The organism is Streptomyces sp. NPDC051211 (assembly GCF_040689505.1).
In the GTDB taxonomy this organism is placed as follows: domain Bacteria; phylum Actinomycetota; class Actinomycetes; order Streptomycetales; family Streptomycetaceae; genus Streptomyces.
The window spans coordinates 1-17,239 of sequence record NZ_JBFBAV010000027.1; the positions used below are offsets into that span (position 1 = coordinate 1).

The following is a 17,239-nucleotide window of genomic DNA, read 5'->3' on the forward strand; positions in this document are numbered from 1 at the left end:
TTCCACCGCCCGTGCGTACGACCGCTCTGGCTGGCTGGACCACGTCTCCTACGGCCTGCGCAGCGACAACCTGTTCGCCTCCGCGCCCGCCGAGGCCCGGTTCAAGGTCGAAGAGCGCTGCCTGAAGACCGCGACGTTCGACTGCGACCCGGCCAAGCTGAAGCCCGAGGTCGACTGGACCATCGCCAAGGAATGGCCCGACACCCCCGGCGACCAGCTCTGCGCCGCCGGCGAGGAATGCAAGGGCCGGTTCACCCCGACCTTCTTCACCCGCAAGCGGCTGACCGAGGTCAACACCTTCGTCTGGAACGGCACCACCCACAAGCCCGTCGACACCTGGGCTCTCACGCAGTCGTTCCCGATGACCGGTGACGGCACCGACTACCCCCTGTGGCTGTCAGAGATCCGCCACATCGGTAAGAACGGCACCGCGATCGAGCTCCCGCCGGTGAAGTTCCGTGGCAAGCAGCTCGACAACCGTGTCGACGGCCAGGGCGACGGCAAGCCGCCCTACCGCCGCTACCGCATCGAAGCGATCGACACCGAAACCGGCTCCACCATCCGGGCCAACTACGCGCCCACGCAATGCAAGGCTGCCGACCCGCGCGTGATGCCGGCCTCGCCGGAGACCAACACCCTCCGCTGCTACCCGGTCATCTCCGAGCTCCCGGACCCGACGGATCCCGAGCGTGAGCGGAAGATCTACTCCACCGACTGGTTCCACAAGCACATCGTGGACTCCGTCCAGGAGGAAGACCGCAACGGCAACTCCCCCACCCGCCGCACCGAATACCAGTTCATCGGCGACCCCGCGTGGGCGTTCGACGACGAGACCGAAATGATGCGCCCCAAGACGCGCACCTGGTCCCAGTGGCGCGGCTACGAGCGAGTCCGGACCTACATCGGAGTCGCCCCCGACAAGCGCTCGAAGACAGAAACCCTGTTCTTCCGCGGCCTCGACGGCGACCGAGCTGGCCCGGACGGCGGCAAGAAGTCCGTCACGGTCAAGGACTCCGAAGGCAACGGCATAGCCGACCACCGCCTCTACGCCGGCCAGACCCGCGAGGTCCTGGCCTACAACGGCGAAGGCGGCGCCCTCGAAGCAGCCACCACCTACACCCCCTGGCTCCACGGCCCCACCGCCACCCGCCTCCGCAAGGGCGAAACCGCGGCGGAGGACATCGAACCGCAGCAGGCGTTCGTCCAGCAGACCACGGGCGTCCAGTCCCGGATCCTGCTCTCCGACGGCCGCGGCTGGCGCCGCACCGCGATGAAGACGGACTACGACACCCGGGGCTTCGCCCAGCAGGTGTCCAGCCTCGGTGACATTGCGGATCCTTCCGATGACAGCTGCACCCGCTACGAGTACGACGCGGACGAAACCCGCTGGATCATCGCTCGCCAGAAGCGGATTGAGACAGTCGCCAAGGCCTGCGACACCACCGTCCAGCGTCCCGCGGACGTCATCTCCGACGTCAAGATGTCTTACGATGCCGCCGGCAACCTGAAGTCGACCGAGTCGCTGACGGGCTACAGCGGTAGTACTCCGCAGTATCAGGTGGACGGCAGCGCGACCTTCGACGTCTACGGCCGTCCGAAGACGAGCACGGATGTGTTCGGCAAGGTCAGCAAGGTCGACTACACCCCGGCCTCCGGCCAGATCGTCACCAAGGTCGTCACCACCAACCACGCCGGCCACACCGAGACCACGGAGACTGATCAGGGTCGTGGTTCGATCCTGGCCAAGCAGGACACCAACGGCCGCCGCCAGGTGATGGAGTACGACGCCCTCGGCCGCCTCGCGAAGGTCTGGTCCCCCTCCAGGAACCCGCTGACCAAGTCGCCCAACGGCATCTTCTCCTACGACGTCCGTACCGACGGACCCGTCGTCATCACGAACAAGGCGCTGCTGGACGACGGCACTTACCGCACCAGCTACGACATCTACGACAGCAGCCTGCGGATCCGCCAGACCCAGATGGAAGCCCTCGCCGGCGGCCGCATCATCAGCGACACTTTCTACAACAGCCTCGGCCAGGTCTGGAAGAGCAACGGCGCCTACTACACCGCAGGCACCGCCTCCGGCGTCCAGTTCGCCCCGCTCGACAACCAGGTCCCGTCTTCGACGGTGACCGAGTACGACGGCTCCGGCCGCTCCACCGCCCAGATCAGCCGCAAACTCGGCGAGGAAACCTCCCGCACCACCACCACCTACGGCGGCGACAACATCACCGTCGACCCGCCCACCGGTGAAACCCCCACCCGAGCCTTCCTCGACGGAGCCGGCCGCAAGACCGAACTCCGCTTCTACCGCTCGGACTCTCCGACCGGCGCCTACGACAAGACGACCTACGCCTACAACCAGCGCGGCGCGCTGGAATCGGTCGTCAACCAGGCCGGCGACAAGTGGGCCTTCGAATACGACATCCGCGGTCGCCAGACCAAGCAGACGGACCCCGACAAGGGCACGGCGACCCTCACGTACGGCCAGGGCGACCGGCTGGCGGCCATGACCGACGCCCGCGGCATGACCGTCGCTCCCGAGTACGACGCGCTCGGTCGGGTCGTCGCCACGCATGAGGGCTCGGTGACGGGGCCGAAGCTGACCTCCACCACGTACGACACCCTGCCGGGCGCCGTCGGCCTGCCGGTGGCATCGACGCGGTACGTGGACGGCAAGGCCTACACCCAGGAGGTGACCGGGTACGACACCGAGTACCGTCCGACCGGGACGAAGATCACCATCCCGTCCTCCGAGGGTGCCCTCGGCGGCTCGTATGAGTTCACCACCGGGTACCGGGAGAACACCGGTCTGACCGAGTGGACGGAGCAACCGGCCGTGGCCGGTCTGCCCATCGAGCTGATGACGATGAAGTACAACCACTTCGAACTGCCCACGGTCATGGGCATCGAAGGCAAGACGTTCGTCGACAAGGTCGACTATTCGCCCATGGGCGATGTCCTGCGCACGTATGCGGGTCCTGCCGGAGCCCAGGTCTACACGTCGAACTTCTACGACGAGCAGACCCGGCGCCTGACCCGTAGCGTCAACAGCCAGGAAAGGTCGCCGAGCGCAATCAACGACACGTCGTTCAATTACGACGCGGTCGGCAACATCCTCAAGATCACGGACAAGGAAGGTACGGCCGCCACTGCCGACGTGCAGTGCTTCGCCTACGACTACCTGCGCCGGATGAACGAGGCCTGGACCGCCACGGACGACTGCGCGGCCAAGCCGAACGCAGCCGGACCGGGCTCCAAGCCGCTGGTCGGCGGACCGAACGCGTACTGGAGCTCCTACAGCTTCGACGCCGCAGGCAACCGCACCAAGGAAGTCCAGCACTCCCCGACCGGCGACCTCACCAAGGACGTCACCCGCACCTACACCTACGGCACCCCCGGCCAGACCGGCGCCAACGGCCTCAAGAAGGTCGACACCACCGGGCCCGGCGGATCCCGCACCGAGTCCTACACCTACGATGCGGCCGGCAACACCAAAACCCGCACCATCCAAGGCGACACCCAGACCCTGGACTGGAACGTTTCAGGCCAGCTGGAAAAGGTCACCAAGGGCACGGACACCACGGGATTTGTCTACGACGCCAGCGGCAACCGTCTCATCAAGCGTGACAAGACCGGCACGACGCTGTACCTGCCGGGTACCGAGGTCAAGCTGACGGCGGCGGGCAAGCTGGAAGGCACGCGGTACTACGCCCACCCGGCTGGTCCCGTGATGGTCAAGACGGCCAAGGACGGCGTGATCACCACGTCGTACCTAATGGGTGATCACAACGGCACGGCAACCACCGCGGTGGACACCAAGACCGGAGCCGTCACCCGCCGCAAGTTCACCCCGTACGGCGAGGTCCGTGGCACCGCCCCGTCGGTGTGGCCGGGCAAGAAGGGCTTCATCGGCGGCGAGGTCGACGAGACCATCGGTACCGTCCACCTCGGCGCACGCGAATATGACCCCGCGACCGGCCGATTCCTTTCCGTCGACCCCGTCGTCGACTACAGCGAGCCGAAGCAGCAGAACCCGTACGCCTACGCGAACAACTCGCCGGTCACGTACAGCGACCCCAGCGGCCTCTCCATCGCGCCTCCCACGATGCCGGTCAAGGACTTCACGGACGCCGAAGCCGCCTGGGCCCGCATGATCCAGGGCAAGAGCGCCCTGGACGTCGCACTCGACATCGCCCTCGGCATTCTCAAGGACGCCTCCGGCTACAACGACATCCGCGACTGCCTCAGTGGATCCTGGGGCGCCTGCGCTGGTCTTGCACTGGATGCGGCACTGCCCTTCGCGGGCCGCGCCAAGCGCATCATCAAGGCACTCGACCGAGCCTGGGAAGCCTTCAACAGCTGGTCCCAGAAACTCGCCCAGGCTCGCGACATCCTGAACCGCGTCGAGCGCTACCAGCAGGCGATGGCCAAGTACGCCGAAGACCTGGCCGAGTGGAAACGCCAGATGGAAGAAGCCGCCGAACGAGCAAGAAAACTCGAGGAAGAAGCAGCAGCAGCAAGAAGAGCCGCACAAGAAGCAGCAGCCGCAGCCGCCAAGCGAGCCGACGAAGCCAAGGCAACCGCGGCCAAGCAGGGCAAGGCATCCGCCTCCAAAGCCAAGAAGGCCGATGGCGACGGAAAGTCGTCGAAGGCCTCCGAGACAAAGAAGTCCGACGGCCCGAAGAAGTCCGCAACCAAGGACACCGACAGCGGCAGTTCGGAAGGCGCCAGCTGCAAGATCGGGAACAGCTTCGTCCCGGGGACGAAGGTCCTCATGGCGGACGGGTCCTCCAAGTCCATCGAAGATGTCGCGATCGGCGACAAGGTGGTAGCGACGGATGAGGAGTCCGGGACGACAACACCCCGGTCGGTCGTTGCACAGATCGTCGGTGACGGCCATAAGAAGCTGGTCGAGCTCACGATCGACATCGACGGCAGAGAGGGCGACGCCTCGGAGAAGCTGACCGCGACCGACGGCCATCCCTTCTGGGTTCCCGCTCTCGACAGCTGGGTGAAGGCCACGGACTTGACGGCCGGCCAGTGGCTTCAGACGTCGGCTGGCACCTGGGTCCAGGTCACCGAGGTCAAGCGCTGGACCCAGCAGAAGCGGGTTCACAACCTCACCGTCGCCAGTGATCACACGTATTACGTTCTCGCAGGCACCACGCCCGTCCTTTCCCACAACTGTGGGGAGGACCCGCAGAGCGCGCCCGGAGGAAAGAACGGCGCTGCTCTCAGCATCAAGCAAGTGAAGATGGCGCTGGGCCGAGCCGGCATGAGTGTTGCCCGGTACGACATCGTGCACGTGCCGGAGATCAACACCAGCGGAGATGGCGTCCCCTCGTTCGGCAACAGCCCCCACGACGGTAAGGGGAAGCCGAACCTCGGCCCGCGCAAACGTCCAATCATCCAGATCTCCAACATGGGGCTGGCTGATATGGATACGGCCGTAGCCACGATCTTCCACGAGATCTATCATCACCGAATGTTCGCCACTTGGCCGAAATCCATGGGCGGAAAGGAGTCCGCTGCGGAGGAATACGGACAGGCTATGCTGGGGGTCTTCAGGCGCAGAACAGGGGGATGACTCGGATGAAACGTTTCGAGCCTTCCGAGATCGCAGCTATGGGGCGAGACCGCAATTTCCTCCGTGATCAGTCGGAGTGGCCCTGCCCTGCGTGCGGTGCGGTATCGATCCGCACCTACCTCAGGGAAACGGCGCGTGGCGATCGGCCAGTCGTCATCAGCTACACATGGTGCGCTGCTTGCCGCAAGATGTGTGGCTCGACCGGCCCTCTGCCACCAGGCCTGCTGATCTCCGACCCATGGCGGGAATTGGATCCAGCCGCATGGCAGGAGTTCGACACGAGCTTCACCAGGTTCTTCGCCAGGCTGGACCGATTGTGGGACAGCGGCGTTCTGCCTCAGCGGTTCGACTGGACCAGAGGAAAGAAGACTGGGAGGCCGTGAACCGGGTGCCCTGCCCGAATCAGTTCCATCGGAAGGCGATTTCGCGAAGATCACCCATGTTGGTTCTTGAGTCGGATGTAGTGCGAAGCTGAAATACAGATGCCCTTCCGGGCCTCCCGGAAGGGCATCTGCCTTGGACGAGGTTGCCGGCTCGATGGCCACCCGCCGAGGGTGCCGTCGGATGCCCTTCAGCGGCATCCGAAGGTGACCCGAGCAATCCGACGGCTACTCACCGCCGCCGCAAGTCCGCCACCCGCACCCGTTCCCGTTCCCCCGCCTCCGACAGCACCGGCGCGCTCCGTAGCTGTGCGCTCGGCCCGCCCCGGCGCTGGACCGGCAGCGGGGATTCGCGGCGGGTCTGGCGGCGGCCCGGGAGGGGGTCGGTTGAGGAGCTGGGGTGGGTTGAGCCGGCGACCGTGACCTGGACGCCCTGGTCCGCGAGGGCCTGGAGTTCTGCCGCGGCGCGGTCGTCGTGCGGCGGGGGTTCGTCCGTGACCAGGCGGGTGATGACGTCCGTCGGGACCGTCTGGAACATGGTGTCGGTGCCGAGCTTGGTGTGGTCCGCCAGGACCACCACCTCCGCGGCCGCCTGGACCAGGGCCCGGTCCACGCTCGCCGAGAGCATGTTGGACGTGGACAGGCCCCGCTCCGCGGTCAGGCCGCTGCCCGACAGGAAGGCCCGGGAGACCCGCAGGCCCTGGAGGGACTGCTCCGCTCCGCTGCCGACCAGCGCGTAGTTGGAGCCGCGCAGGGTGCCGCCGGTCATCACCACTTCGACCCGGTTGGCGTGCGCCAGTGCCTGGGCGACCAGCAGGGAGTTGGTGACGACGGTGAGCCCGGGCACCCGGGCGAGCCGGCGGGCCAGCTCCTGGGTCGTGGTGCCCGCGCCGACGACGACGGCCTCGCCTTCTTCGACGAGGCCGGCCGCGACATCGGCGATGGCGGTCTTCTCCGCCGTCGCGAGATGGGACTTTTGCGGAAAGCCGGACTCCCGCGTGAAACCGCCCGGCAAGACCGCACCGCCGTGCCGGCGGTCGAGGAGTCCTTCTGCCTCCAGTGCCCGCACGTCCCGCCGTACGGTCACTTCGGAGGTCTGGACGACGCGGGCGAGCTCACGGAGCGACACGGCTCCGTTGGCGCGCACCATTTCGAGGATCAACTGGCGACGTTCTGCAGCGAACACGAAACAGACGGTAACGCGGACGACCGTCTGCTTTCAGCTCTTTGCGCCGGAATACCGAAGTTGTCCGCAAGGTGGGGTGACTAGTGGTATACGCGGCCCGAGATGTTCGTGAACATCCGGGGCCGCCCCGACCGCCCGCCCCAACTCCCCTGCGGCAGGCGGTCGTTCCGGTCGGTCAGCCCTCGCCCGACGCCTTGCGGGTGTGCAGCTGGCGGGCCACCTCGGCGATCGAACCCGACAGCGAGGGGTACACCGTGAACGCGTTTGCGATCTGCTCGACCGTCAGGTTGTTGTCGACCGCGATCGAGATCGGGTGGATCAGTTCGCTCGCGCGCGGGGACACGACCACGCCGCCGACCACGATGCCGGTGCCCGGACGGCAGAACAGCTTCACGAAACCGTCCCGGATGCCCTGCATCTTGGCGCGCGGGTTGCGCAGCAGCGGCAGCTTCACCACCCGGGCCTCGATCTTGCCCGCGTCCACGTCCGCCTGGGTGTAGCCGACGGTGGCGATCTCGGGGTCGGTGAAGACGTTCGAGGAGACCGTCTTGAGGTTGAGCGGGGTGACCGCGTCGCCGAGGAAGTGGTACATCGCGATCCGGCCCTGCATGGCGGCCACGGAGGCCAGGGCGAAGATGCCGGTGACGTCGCCGGCCGCGTACACGCCGGGCGAGGAGGTGCGGGAGACCTTGTCGGTCCAGATGTGCCCGGACTCCTTGAGCCGGACCCCGGACTCCTCCAGGTTCATGTTCTTGGTGTTCGGGATCGCGCCGACCGCCATCAGGCAGTGGGTGCCGGTGATGACCCGGCCGTCGGAGAGGGTGACCTCGACCCGGTCGCCGACCCGCTTCGCGGACTCGGCGCGGGACCGGCCGATGACGTTCATGCCGCGGCGCCGGAACACGTCCTCCAGGACGGCGGCCGCGTCCGGGTCCTCGCCCGGCAGCACCCGGTCCCGGGAGGAGACGAGGGTGACCCGCGAGCCGAGCGCCTGGTACGCGCCGGCGAACTCGGCGCCCGTGACACCCGACCCGACCACGATGAGCTCCTCGGGGAGCTCCTCCAGGTCGTAGACCTGGGTCCAGTTCAGGATCCGCTCGCCGTCGGGCTGGGCGTCCGGGATCTCGCGCGGGGTCCCGCCGGTCGCGATCAGGACGGCGTCGGCGGTCAGGATCGTTTCCGTGCCGTCGGCGGTGGTGACGATGACATCGCGGGTGCCGTCGATGCCCTGCGGGCCGCCGAGCTTGCCGCGGCCGCGCATGACCTTGGCGCCGGCCCGGGTGACCGAGGCGGTGATGTCGTGCGACTGGGCGAGCGCGAGGCGCTTGACCCGGCGGTTGACCTTGCCGAGGTCCACGCCGACGACGCGGGCGGCCTGCTCCAGGTGCGGGGTATCGTCGGCGACGATGATCCCGAGCTCCTCGTAGGAGGAGTCGAAGTTCGTCATGACCTCGGCGGTCGCGATGAGGGTCTTCGACGGCACGCAGTCGGTGAGCACCGACGCCCCGCCCAGACCGTCGCAGTCCACGACGGTCACCTCCGCGCCGAGCTGGGCGCCCACGAGCGCCGCCTCATACCCGCCGGGTCCGCCGCCGATGATCACGATCCGGGTCACGAAAAGTCCGCCTCACGTCTACCCGGTCGGCTGCCGCCCCGGCCGGTGTGTCCGGGGGGTCTCCCCGGGGGATGCATTCCGTGCTCCATTGTCCCGCACGCTTCAAGGTGCTTCCGCCCGGGGCGCCCCCATCCGGGAACCTGACCGGGGAACCGGCCGGGCACGCGTACACCGGCAGCCCTCCCGTACCCTCGACCTCATGTCGCTCTACGCCGCGTACGCCGGCAACCTCGACCCGCGGCTGATGACGCGCCGCGCTCCGCATTCGCCGCTGCGCGGCACGGGCTGGATCAACGACTGGCGGCTGACCTTCGGCGGCGAGCAGATGGGCTGGGAGGGCGCCCTCGCGACCATCGTCGAAGCCCCGCGCCACCAGGTCTTCGTCGCCCTCTACGACATCGCGCCGCTGGACGAGGAGTCCATGGACCGCTGGGAGGGTGTCGGCCTCGACATCTACCGCCGGATGCGGGTCCGCGTGCACACCCTGGACGGCGAGGAGGCGGCCTGGGTGTACGTCCTGAACGGCTACGAGGGCGGTCTGCCCTCCGCCCGCTACCTGGGCGAGATCGCCGACGCGGCCGAGTCCGCGGGCGCCCCGCACGACTACGTGATGGAACTCCGCAAGCGGCCCTGCTGACCCGGCACCCCGCCGCGGAGCACCACGCGCCCGAAACGCACTCCGCCGCACTCCGGCCCGCACTCCGGCCCCGCCGGCAGCGGTCCGTCCCGGCGCCGGGCAGACGCAAATCGTCGGAAACGACAAGGCAACGATCCGAACACCGTGAGCTGTGCCATCTACGCGCGTAGGCCATGAGCGGCTACGCTCGTCTGCGTGAACGCATCTGTTACCGATCCCCACGCCGCCGCCGACGCCGCGGCCGCGCGTCTGCGTGAGCTCACCGGCGCCGAGACCCACGATGTCGCCCTGGTCATGGGCTCCGGCTGGGCCCCGGCCGCCGAGGCGCTCGGCACCCCCGACGCCGAATTCCTGATCACCGAGCTGCCCGGCTTCCCCGCAGCCGCCGTCGCCGGACACGGCGGCAAGGTCCGCTCGTACAAGATCGGCGACAAGCGCGCGCTGGTATTCCTCGGCCGCACCCACTACTACGAGGGCCGCGGCGTCGCCGCGGTCGCCCACGGCGTCCGCACCGCCGTGGCCGCCGGCTGCAAGACGGTCGTCCTCACCAACGGCTGCGGCGGCCTGCGCGAGGGCATGCGCCCCGGCCAGCCGGTCCTGATCAGTGACCACATCAACCTCACCGCGACCTCGCCGATCGTCGGCGCGAACTTCGTGGACCTCACCGACCTGTACTCGCCGCGCCTGCGCGCGATGTGCAAGGAGATCGACGCCACCCTCGAAGAGGGCGTGTACGTCCAGTTCCCCGGCCCGCACTACGAGACCCCGGCCGAGATCAACATGATCCGCGTCATGGGTGCCGACCTGGTCGGCATGTCCACCGTGCTGGAGGCCATCGCCGCCCGTGAGGCCGGCGCCGAGGTCCTGGGCATCTCCCTGGTCACCAACCTGGCGGCCGGCCTGTCCGGCGAGCCGCTCAACCACGAAGAGGTCCTCCAGGCCGGCCGCGACTCGGCCGCCCGGATGGGCGAGCTGCTCACCCAGGTCCTCGCCCGGATCTGAACCGAGTGGTAGGACGAGGCGTACGCGACGCGAGAGGTTAGGCGGAAGTAGTGCAGGACGATCTGATCGCACGGGCCGAGGCATGGCTGGCCGAGGACCCCGACCCCGAGACCGCCGCGGAACTCCGCGGGCTCATCGAGGCCGATGACCTCGCAGAGCTCGCGGACCGGTTCGCCGGCACCCTGCAGTTCGGCACCGCCGGACTGCGCGGTGAGATCGGCGCGGGTCCGATGCGGATGAACCGCTCGGTGGTCATCCGGGCCGCGGCCGGCCTGGCGGCGTACCTGAAGGCGAAGGGCCACGAGGGCGGCCTGGTCGTCGTCGGCTACGACGCCCGCTACAAGTCGGTGGACTTCGCCCGCGACACCGCGGCCGTGATGACCGGCGCCGGGCTGCGCGCGGCCGTCCTGCCCCGGCCGCTGCCGACCCCCGTGCTCGCGTACGCCATAAGGCACCTGGGCGCCGTCGCCGGCGTCGAGGTGACCGCGAGCCACAACCCGCCCCGGGACAACGGCTACAAGGTCTACCTCGGCGACGGCTCCCAGATCGTCTCCCCGGCGGACGCGGAGATCGCCGCGGAAATCGCGGCGGTCGACGCGCTGGCCGACGTACCGCGCCCCTCCGACGGCTGGCTCCAGCTCGACGAGGAGGTCCTGGAGGCGTACCTGGCGCGTACGGACTCCGTCCTGAGCCCCGGGTCCCCGCGGACCGTGCGGACCGTTTACACGGCCATGCACGGCGTCGGGAAGGACGTCGTGACGGCGGCCTTCGCCCGGGCCGGGTTCCCGCCGCCCGCGCTCGTCGCCGAACAGGCCGAACCGGACCCGGCCTTCCCCACCGTGGCCTTCCCCAACCCGGAGGAGCCCGGGGCGATGGACCTCGCCTTCGAGGCGGCCCGGGCGGTGGCCCCCGACATCGTGATCGCCAACGACCCGGATGCCGACCGCTGCGCGGTGGCCGTGCCGGACGACGCCGTCGAGGGCGGCTGGCGGATGCTGCGCGGGGACGAGGTCGGCGCGCTGCTGGCCGCCCACCTGGTGCACAAGGGGGCCCGCGGCACCTTCGCGGAGTCGATCGTCTCCTCCTCCCTGCTGGGGCGGATCGCGGAGGCGGCGGGCCTGCCGTACGAGGAGACCCTGACCGGCTTCAAGTGGATCTCCCGGGTCGAGGGCCTGCGCTACGGCTACGAGGAGGCGCTCGGCTACTGCGTGGACCCCGAGGGCGTCCGCGACAAGGACGGCATCACCGCCGCCCTGCTGGTGGCCGAGCTGGCTTCCGAGCTCAAGGAGCAGGGCCGCACGCTGACCGACCTGCTGGACGACCTGGCGATGGAGCACGGCCTGCACGCCACCGACCAGCTGTCGGTCCGGGTCCAGGACCTGTCGGTGATCGCCAACGCGATGCAGCGGCTGCGGGACGAGCCGCCGACGGCGCTGGCGGGCCTGCGGGTGACCTCCGCGGAGGACCTCACCCGGGGCACCGACACGCTGCCGCCGACCGACGGCCTGCGCTACTACCTGGACGGCAACTACAAGGCCCGGGTGATCGTCCGCCCGTCCGGCACCGAGCCCAAGCTCAAGTGCTACCTGGAGGTCGTGGTCCCGGTCGCGGACGCCTCCGACCTGGCCGCGGCCCGCAACCGCGGCGCCGACGTGCTGGCGTCGATCAAGAAGGACCTGGCCGCGGCCGCCGGAATCTGAGTTCCGGCCCGCTCCGCCGAAGGCCCCCGGACCCTCTCGGTCCGGGGGCCTTCGCGTGCCCGGCCCCGTCCCGGCCCCCGGTCCCGGACCGCCCCGGCTGCGCCCCGGCGCGCCGGGTGCGGCCATTCGTGCTGTGCTCGTAGAGGGAACGAGGGAACGAAGGACCGAAGGAACGAGGCAACGAAGGAGGAGCAGCCATGACCAAGAACATGCGGTCCCGGGACATCATGAGCAAGGGTGTGCAGTGCGTCGGTGAGCACCAGTCCCTGCTGGAGGCCTCGCGCATGATGCGCGACCTCAACGTCGGCTGTCTGCCCATCTGCGGCGACGACCAGCGCCTCCAAGGCCTGATCACCGACCGCGACATCGTGGTGAAGTGCTGCGCGGAGGGCAAGGACCCGGCACAGATGCAGGCCGGCGAGCTCGGCGGCACCCTGCACTGGGTGGATTCCGAGGCCGACGCGGCCACCGCGGTGGACACCATGGAGATGCACCAGATCAAGCGGCTGCCGGTGATCGACGTGAAGAACGGGCACCGGCTGATCGGCCTGATCACCGAGGCCGATCTCGCGAAGAACCTGTCCGACGAGCAGATCGCGGAGTTCGCCGTCCGCGTGTACGCGGCCAACTGACCCCGCACCCCCCGAACGCCCGGTGGCGGAACCTGAGCGGCCCCGCCATCGGGCCCGGCGGCATCGTCACGTCGTCGCGTCGCCCGGCATCCTCGCTTCATCGGGCGACGGGGTCACGCCTCAGGCGCGGGCCGGCACCGGGGAGACCTCCCGGACCACCCGGTAGGTGGGCGCCCCGGTCATCCGGGGTTCGGCCGTGCCCGACAGCCCGGTCAGGGCCGCCCGGATGGCGGCCATCCGGCCCTCGGTGTCCGAGTTCTCCACGAAGTGGCGGTAGTCCGCCTCGCTCGCCCAGGTGACCACGTTGTAGACCCGGGTGCCGTCGGTGCTGGTGTGGAACCGGGCCGAGAGGTAGCCGGGGTAGTGCGCCACCCACTGCTCCAGCAGTGGAGCGAAGGCCTCCACCAGCTCCTGCTGGGTCCGCGGTCCGTCCACGGTGTAGTCGATGATCGAGGCGAACTCGGTTGCGCTGCTCATGGCCTGGCCCCTGCTCTCGTACGCGGTGATGTGCTGCCGCGTACGATCCTGGAGCCCCAAGCGCACTTGAGGTCAACCCCGGATCGACCCCGCTCGGCCCCCGGTCGGCCCCCGGGGCGTCACGGCGTCGGCGTGGCCGACGGCGGGGGGGTCGGGCGGGCGATCTCGCCCAGGGTCGGGACGGATTCCGGCCGGGCCCGCATCGCGTCCGTGCACTCCCACTTGCGCGGCGGGTCCGCGTCCGGGCCGCCCAGGATGATGGGGCCGGGGCCCGCCGAGACGGCCTCGCTGCCCGCCAGCGTGCACACGATCTGAGCCAGGGCCACCGGCGGCAGGTCCTCCGGCCGGCGGCTCAGCCGCAGGGTGCCCTGCGGGTCGCCGGTCCGGGCCCGTACGGAGGTCAGACCGGCCGGCACGCCGGTGGTGAAGCCGGCCTCCCGCTCCTCCGCCGACGGATTGCGCTCCAGCGCCTCCAGCAGGGCCTGCGCGACCAGCGCCTCCGGTTCCTTCACGGGCCGCTTCTCCGGGACCGGCACCACCCGTTCCACACCGACCAGCTGCGATCCGCAGACCAGTTCCACGGTGGCCCGGAAGCCCTGCACGGGCGCGGAGGCGGACTGCGCGGGGGTGTCGCAGGACACCCGCGAGGGCGCCGCGCCCACGTCCACCGGGACGGTGGTGGCCCGGATGCCGCAGCCGGAGAGCAGCAGCACCCCGCTCAGCGCCAGCACCCCGGTCACGGCCGGCATCCGTACCCGCATCGGCACCGGCACCGGCATGCGCATCCGCATCCGCATCCGCATCGGCATCCGCGTCAGCGCCCGCATCGGCATCCGTTCCTGCATCCGCTCACGCATCCGTATCCGCGCCCTCGCCACCGGCGTTCACCCTTCCCACCTCGACCGGCAGCCGCAGCGTGAACAGCGCCCCGCCCTCGGGCGAGTTGGCCGCAGTGATGTCACCGCCGTGGATGTGCGCGTTCTCCATCGCGATGGACAGTCCGAGCCCGCTGCCGTCCGACCGCGGCCGCGAAGCGCTGGCCTTGTAGAACCGGTCGAAGACGTGCGGGAGCACCTCCTCCGGGATGCCCGGCCCGTTGTCCTTGACCGCGATCACCAGCCACTGCTCGTCCAGCCGTACCGAGACCCGGACCGGGGATCCGCCGTGCTTGAGCGCGTTCCCGATCAGGTTGGCCAGGATCACGTCCAGCCGGCGCGGGTCCAGCCGGGCCACGATCCCGCGCTCCGCGTCGAGTTCGACCGCGTCCAGCCAGGCCCGCGCGTCGATGCAGGCCGTCACCTGGTCGGCGACGTCCACGTCGTCGACCACCAGCCGGGCCGTGCCCGCGTCGAAGCGGGTGACCTCCATCAGGTTCTCGACGAGGTTGTTGAGCCGCCGGGTCTCGCTCACCACCAGCGCCACCGCCGGCGCGATCATCGGGTCGAGGCCGTCGACCTCCTCCTCCAGCACCTCGGTCACCGCCGTCAACGCGGTGAGCGGGGTCCGCAGTTCATGCGACATGTCCGCCACGAACCGCCGGCTGGACTCCTCCCGGGCGCTCATGTCGGCGACCTTCTTCTCCAGCGCCTCCGCCGTCTTGTTGAACGTGTGCGAGAGGTCGGCGAGTTCGTCGGTGCCGGACACGTCGAGCCGGGTGTCCAGCTCGCCCTCGCCGAGCCGGCGCGCCGCGTCGCCGAGGCGCTGCACCGGCTTGAGGACGGTCCGCGCGGCCGCCTGCGCCAGCAGCGCCGAACCCAGCAGGGCCAGGGCCGTCGCGATGCACAGCGACCAGGCCAGCGCGTTCAGGTCGTCCCGCTCGGTGGCCAGCGACTTGTACATGTATCCGGTCGGCCCGCCGCCCACGATCCGGGTACCGCCCACCAGGTACGGGTTCCCCTCGGGCTTCGTCCGCTGCCAGTACATGTGGTACTCGGCGTCGTTGGCCGCGGTCACCTTCTGGCGGTCGTTCACCGCGTGCTGGAGCGACTTCGGTACGTCGTCCAGGGTGAACGCGTCGGGCCCGGCCGAGCCGGACACCTTCTGCCCGTTCTTGCGCTCGTCCACCAGCAGCACGCTGTAGCCGGGGGCGCTACCGGCCATCAGCTCGGCGGTGCGCTGCAGTTCCTGCGGGGTCGGGTCGCCGGGCAGCGCGGCCGCCCGGTTCTGCATCTCCTGCCGGAAGTCACCGAGGGCGGCGTCCTGGGTACGGGTGAGCACCGCTTCCCGGTTCAGCCAGTACGCGATCCCGGACGCCGACACGGCGGCGGTCAGCGCGACCAGCGCGAACACGATCAGGAGCCGCAGCCGCAGGCTGGTCCAGCGCCGGCCCGCGAGCAGCGCGCGGATCACTGCGGGGAGTCCAGGCGGTAGCCGACGCCGCGCACGGTCCGGATCAGGGTCGGCGAGGAGGGCACGTCCTCGACCTTGGCGCGCAGCCGCTGCACACAGGCGTCCACCAGCCGCGAGTCGCCGAGGTAGTCGTGCTCCCACACGAGGCGGAGCAGCTGCTGCCGGGACAGGGCCTGGCCGGGCCGGCGGCTGAGCTCCAGCAGCAGCCGCAGCTCGGTCGGGGTCAGCTGGAGGTCCTCGCCGTTCTTGGTGACCGTCATCGCGGCCCGGTCGATGACCAGGGACCCGAAGCTCGCCGAGTCGCTGGCCTCGCGCTCTCCGCGGCGCAGCACGGCCCGGATGCGGGCGTCCAGCACCCGGCCCTGGACGGGCTTGACAACGTAGTCGTCGGCGCCGGACTCCAGCCCGACGACCACGTCGATGTCGTCGCTGCGGGCGGTCAGCAGGATGATCGGCAGCTGGTCGGTGCGCCGGATCCGCCGGCACACCTCGAAGCCGTCGATCCCGGGCAGCATGACGTCCAGCACGATCAGGTCCGGCCGCTGCTCGCGCAGCAGTTTCAGGCCGTCCTCGCCCGTCGCCGCGGTGGCCACACGGTGGCCCTGGCGTGACAGGGAGAGTTCGAGGGCCGTGCGGATGGCGTCGTCGTCCTCGATCAGCAACAGGAAAGGCACGCGCTCATTCTGTCCCATGGCCCGTTCCGACTTCGACCGTCCGACCGCACCGATCGCCGGACCCGTCGCCGGACCCGTCGCCGGACCGTCACCGGACCGGCAGGCGGGCGACGGGCGGGCGGGGCCGGCCGGGGATCGCAGGCGGACAGGGGAGGGCGGCTGTGACAGCCCTGTGACAGTCGGCGGACACCGCGGTTATGTCGGCGGGGCAATCTTTTTCGTGTCGGACCGAAGACCTAGCAGACTCCACGACGGGGGGCGCGAGATGAACACGCTGAACAGCACCACGACCAGCGCGGTTGTCACGCGGCTGCACGATGTGAACCGCCGGGCGGGTGTCCGTACGGTCGCCCGGCCGCGTCCGGTACACGTCACAGCCATTGACGCGAACCAGTACCAGGCGGTTCCCGCGCAGCGGACGCCGGCTCCGGCCGCCGCCGCTCCGGCCGCGCCCTCCGCTCCCTCCGCTGCTTCCGAAGCCGAGTTCACGGCGTACGTACAGGAACGCCGGGCCGCGCTCTACGCGACCGCGTTCCACCTGACCGGCGACCGCTACGAGGCCGAGGACCTGCTGCAGAGCGCGCTGTTCTCGACGTACCGGGCCTGGGACCGGATCACCGACAAGGCTGCGGTCGGCGGCTACCTGCGCCGCACCATGACGAACCTGCACATCAGCGCCTGGCGCCGGCGCAAGCTGAACGAGTACCCGACCGAGGAACTGCCGGAGACGGTGGGCGACTCGGACGCGATGCGCGGCACGGAACTCCGCGCGGTCCTCTGGCAGGCCCTGGCCCGGCTGCCCGAACCGCAGCGCACCATGCTGGTGCTGCGCTACTACGAGGGCCGTACGGACCCGGAGATCGCCGAGATCCTGGACATCAGCGTCGGCACCGTGAAGTCGAGCATCTGGCGCTCGCTGCGCCGGCTGCGCGAGGACGAGGTGCTGAGCTTCGGCCGCGACGAGGCGGAGTCCTTCGAGGAACTCGTCGCCTGAGGA

Annotated in this window: 12 protein-coding genes; 6 read left to right on the forward strand and 6 right to left on the reverse strand. The window is 69.7% G+C overall.

The genetic code is table 11. The features are described from left to right. A partial coding sequence (locus AB0447_RS23980) for a polymorphic toxin-type HINT domain-containing protein (protein WP_366478773.1) occupies positions 1 to 5,590 on the forward strand: 5,590 nt, incomplete at its 5' end. Between the two features lie 612 nt (positions 5,591 to 6,202). On the opposite strand, the gene AB0447_RS23985 is transcribed toward AB0447_RS23980, so the two are convergent. Beyond that, positions 6,203 to 7,156: a DeoR/GlpR family DNA-binding transcription regulator gene (locus AB0447_RS23985; protein ID WP_366478774.1), complete on the reverse strand. Its 954-nt coding sequence runs from the start codon at positions 7,154 to 7,156 to the stop codon at positions 6,203 to 6,205. 175 nt (positions 7,157 to 7,331) lie between these two features. Further along, positions 7,332 to 8,771, reverse strand: a complete 1,440-nt coding sequence (locus tag AB0447_RS23990; RefSeq protein WP_366478775.1) for an NAD(P)H-quinone dehydrogenase — start codon at positions 8,769 to 8,771, stop codon at positions 7,332 to 7,334. Positions 8,772 to 8,970: 199 nt separating this feature from the next. Here AB0447_RS23990 and AB0447_RS23995 point away from each other — a divergent pair, with 199 nt between their 5' ends. The 4 genes from AB0447_RS23995 (at position 8,971) to AB0447_RS24010 (ending at position 12,742) form a co-directional block, all read left to right on the forward strand. Continuing rightward, entirely contained in the window at positions 8,971 to 9,408 is a 438-nt protein-coding gene (locus tag AB0447_RS23995; RefSeq protein WP_366478776.1) for a gamma-glutamylcyclotransferase, read from the forward strand. Between the two features lie 195 nt (positions 9,409 to 9,603). After that, positions 9,604 to 10,410, forward strand: a complete 807-nt coding sequence (locus tag AB0447_RS24000) for a purine-nucleoside phosphorylase (RefSeq protein ID WP_366478777.1) — start codon at positions 9,604 to 9,606, stop codon at positions 10,408 to 10,410. A 50-nt stretch (positions 10,411 to 10,460) separates the two neighbouring features. Further along, a complete protein-coding gene (locus AB0447_RS24005) occupies positions 10,461 to 12,110 on the forward strand; it encodes a phospho-sugar mutase (RefSeq protein WP_366478778.1) in 1,650 nt (549 codons plus the stop codon). Between the two features lie 197 nt (positions 12,111 to 12,307). Beyond that, entirely contained in the window at positions 12,308 to 12,742 is a 435-nt protein-coding gene (locus AB0447_RS24010) for a CBS domain-containing protein (protein WP_366478779.1), read from the forward strand. 120 nt (positions 12,743 to 12,862) lie between these two features. Here the strand turns inward: AB0447_RS24010 and AB0447_RS24015 are convergent, their stop codons facing one another. The 4 genes from AB0447_RS24015 to afsQ1 all read right to left on the reverse strand — a co-directional run bounded on the left by AB0447_RS24015 (position 12,863) and on the right by afsQ1 (position 16,242). Further along, positions 12,863 to 13,219 (reverse strand): antibiotic biosynthesis monooxygenase, encoded by a 357-nt coding sequence (locus tag AB0447_RS24015; RefSeq protein ID WP_366478780.1) that lies wholly within the window; start codon positions 13,217 to 13,219, stop codon positions 12,863 to 12,865. A gap of 119 nt (positions 13,220 to 13,338) precedes the next feature. Next, entirely contained in the window at positions 13,339 to 14,076 is a 738-nt protein-coding gene (locus tag AB0447_RS24020; RefSeq protein WP_366478781.1) for a hypothetical protein, read from the reverse strand. After that, a complete protein-coding gene (locus tag AB0447_RS24025) occupies positions 14,069 to 15,568 on the reverse strand; it encodes a HAMP domain-containing sensor histidine kinase (protein ID WP_366478782.1) in 1,500 nt (499 codons plus the stop codon). Before AB0447_RS24025 ends, AB0447_RS24020 begins: the two co-directional genes overlap by 8 nt. After that, positions 15,565 to 16,242 carry a two-component system response regulator AfsQ1 gene (afsQ1, locus tag AB0447_RS24030; protein WP_366478784.1) on the reverse strand — a complete coding sequence of 226 codons (678 nt, stop codon included), beginning with the start codon at positions 16,240 to 16,242 and terminating at the stop codon, positions 15,565 to 15,567. The genes AB0447_RS24025 and afsQ1 overlap by 4 nt, the downstream gene beginning before the upstream one ends. Before the next feature lie 265 nt (positions 16,243 to 16,507). On the opposite strand from afsQ1, the gene AB0447_RS24035 reads away from it, so the two are divergent. Next, the gene (locus tag AB0447_RS24035) at positions 16,508 to 17,236 is read left to right on the forward strand and encodes a SigE family RNA polymerase sigma factor (protein ID WP_366478785.1); all 729 of its coding nucleotides are present in this window, start codon (positions 16,508 to 16,510) and stop codon (positions 17,234 to 17,236) included. The last annotated feature ends 3 nt before the right edge of the window (positions 17,237 to 17,239 follow it).

Bases quoted from the DNA above. Each gene is read 5' to 3' on its own strand.
- AB0447_RS24010 (WP_366478779.1), top strand. From the start codon at position 12,308: ATGACCAAGAACATGCGGTCCCGGGACATCATGAGCAAGGGTGTGCAG.
- AB0447_RS24035 (WP_366478785.1), top strand. From the start codon at position 16,508: ATGAACACGCTGAACAGCACCACGACCAGCGCGGTTGTCACGCGGCTG.
- AB0447_RS23995 (WP_366478776.1), top strand. From the start codon at position 8,971: ATGTCGCTCTACGCCGCGTACGCCGGCAACCTCGACCCGCGGCTGATG.
- AB0447_RS24020 (WP_366478781.1), bottom strand. From the start codon at position 14,076: ATGCGTGAGCGGATGCAGGAACGGATGCCGATGCGGGCGCTGACGCGG.
- AB0447_RS24015 (WP_366478780.1), bottom strand. From the start codon at position 13,219: ATGAGCAGCGCAACCGAGTTCGCCTCGATCATCGACTACACCGTGGAC.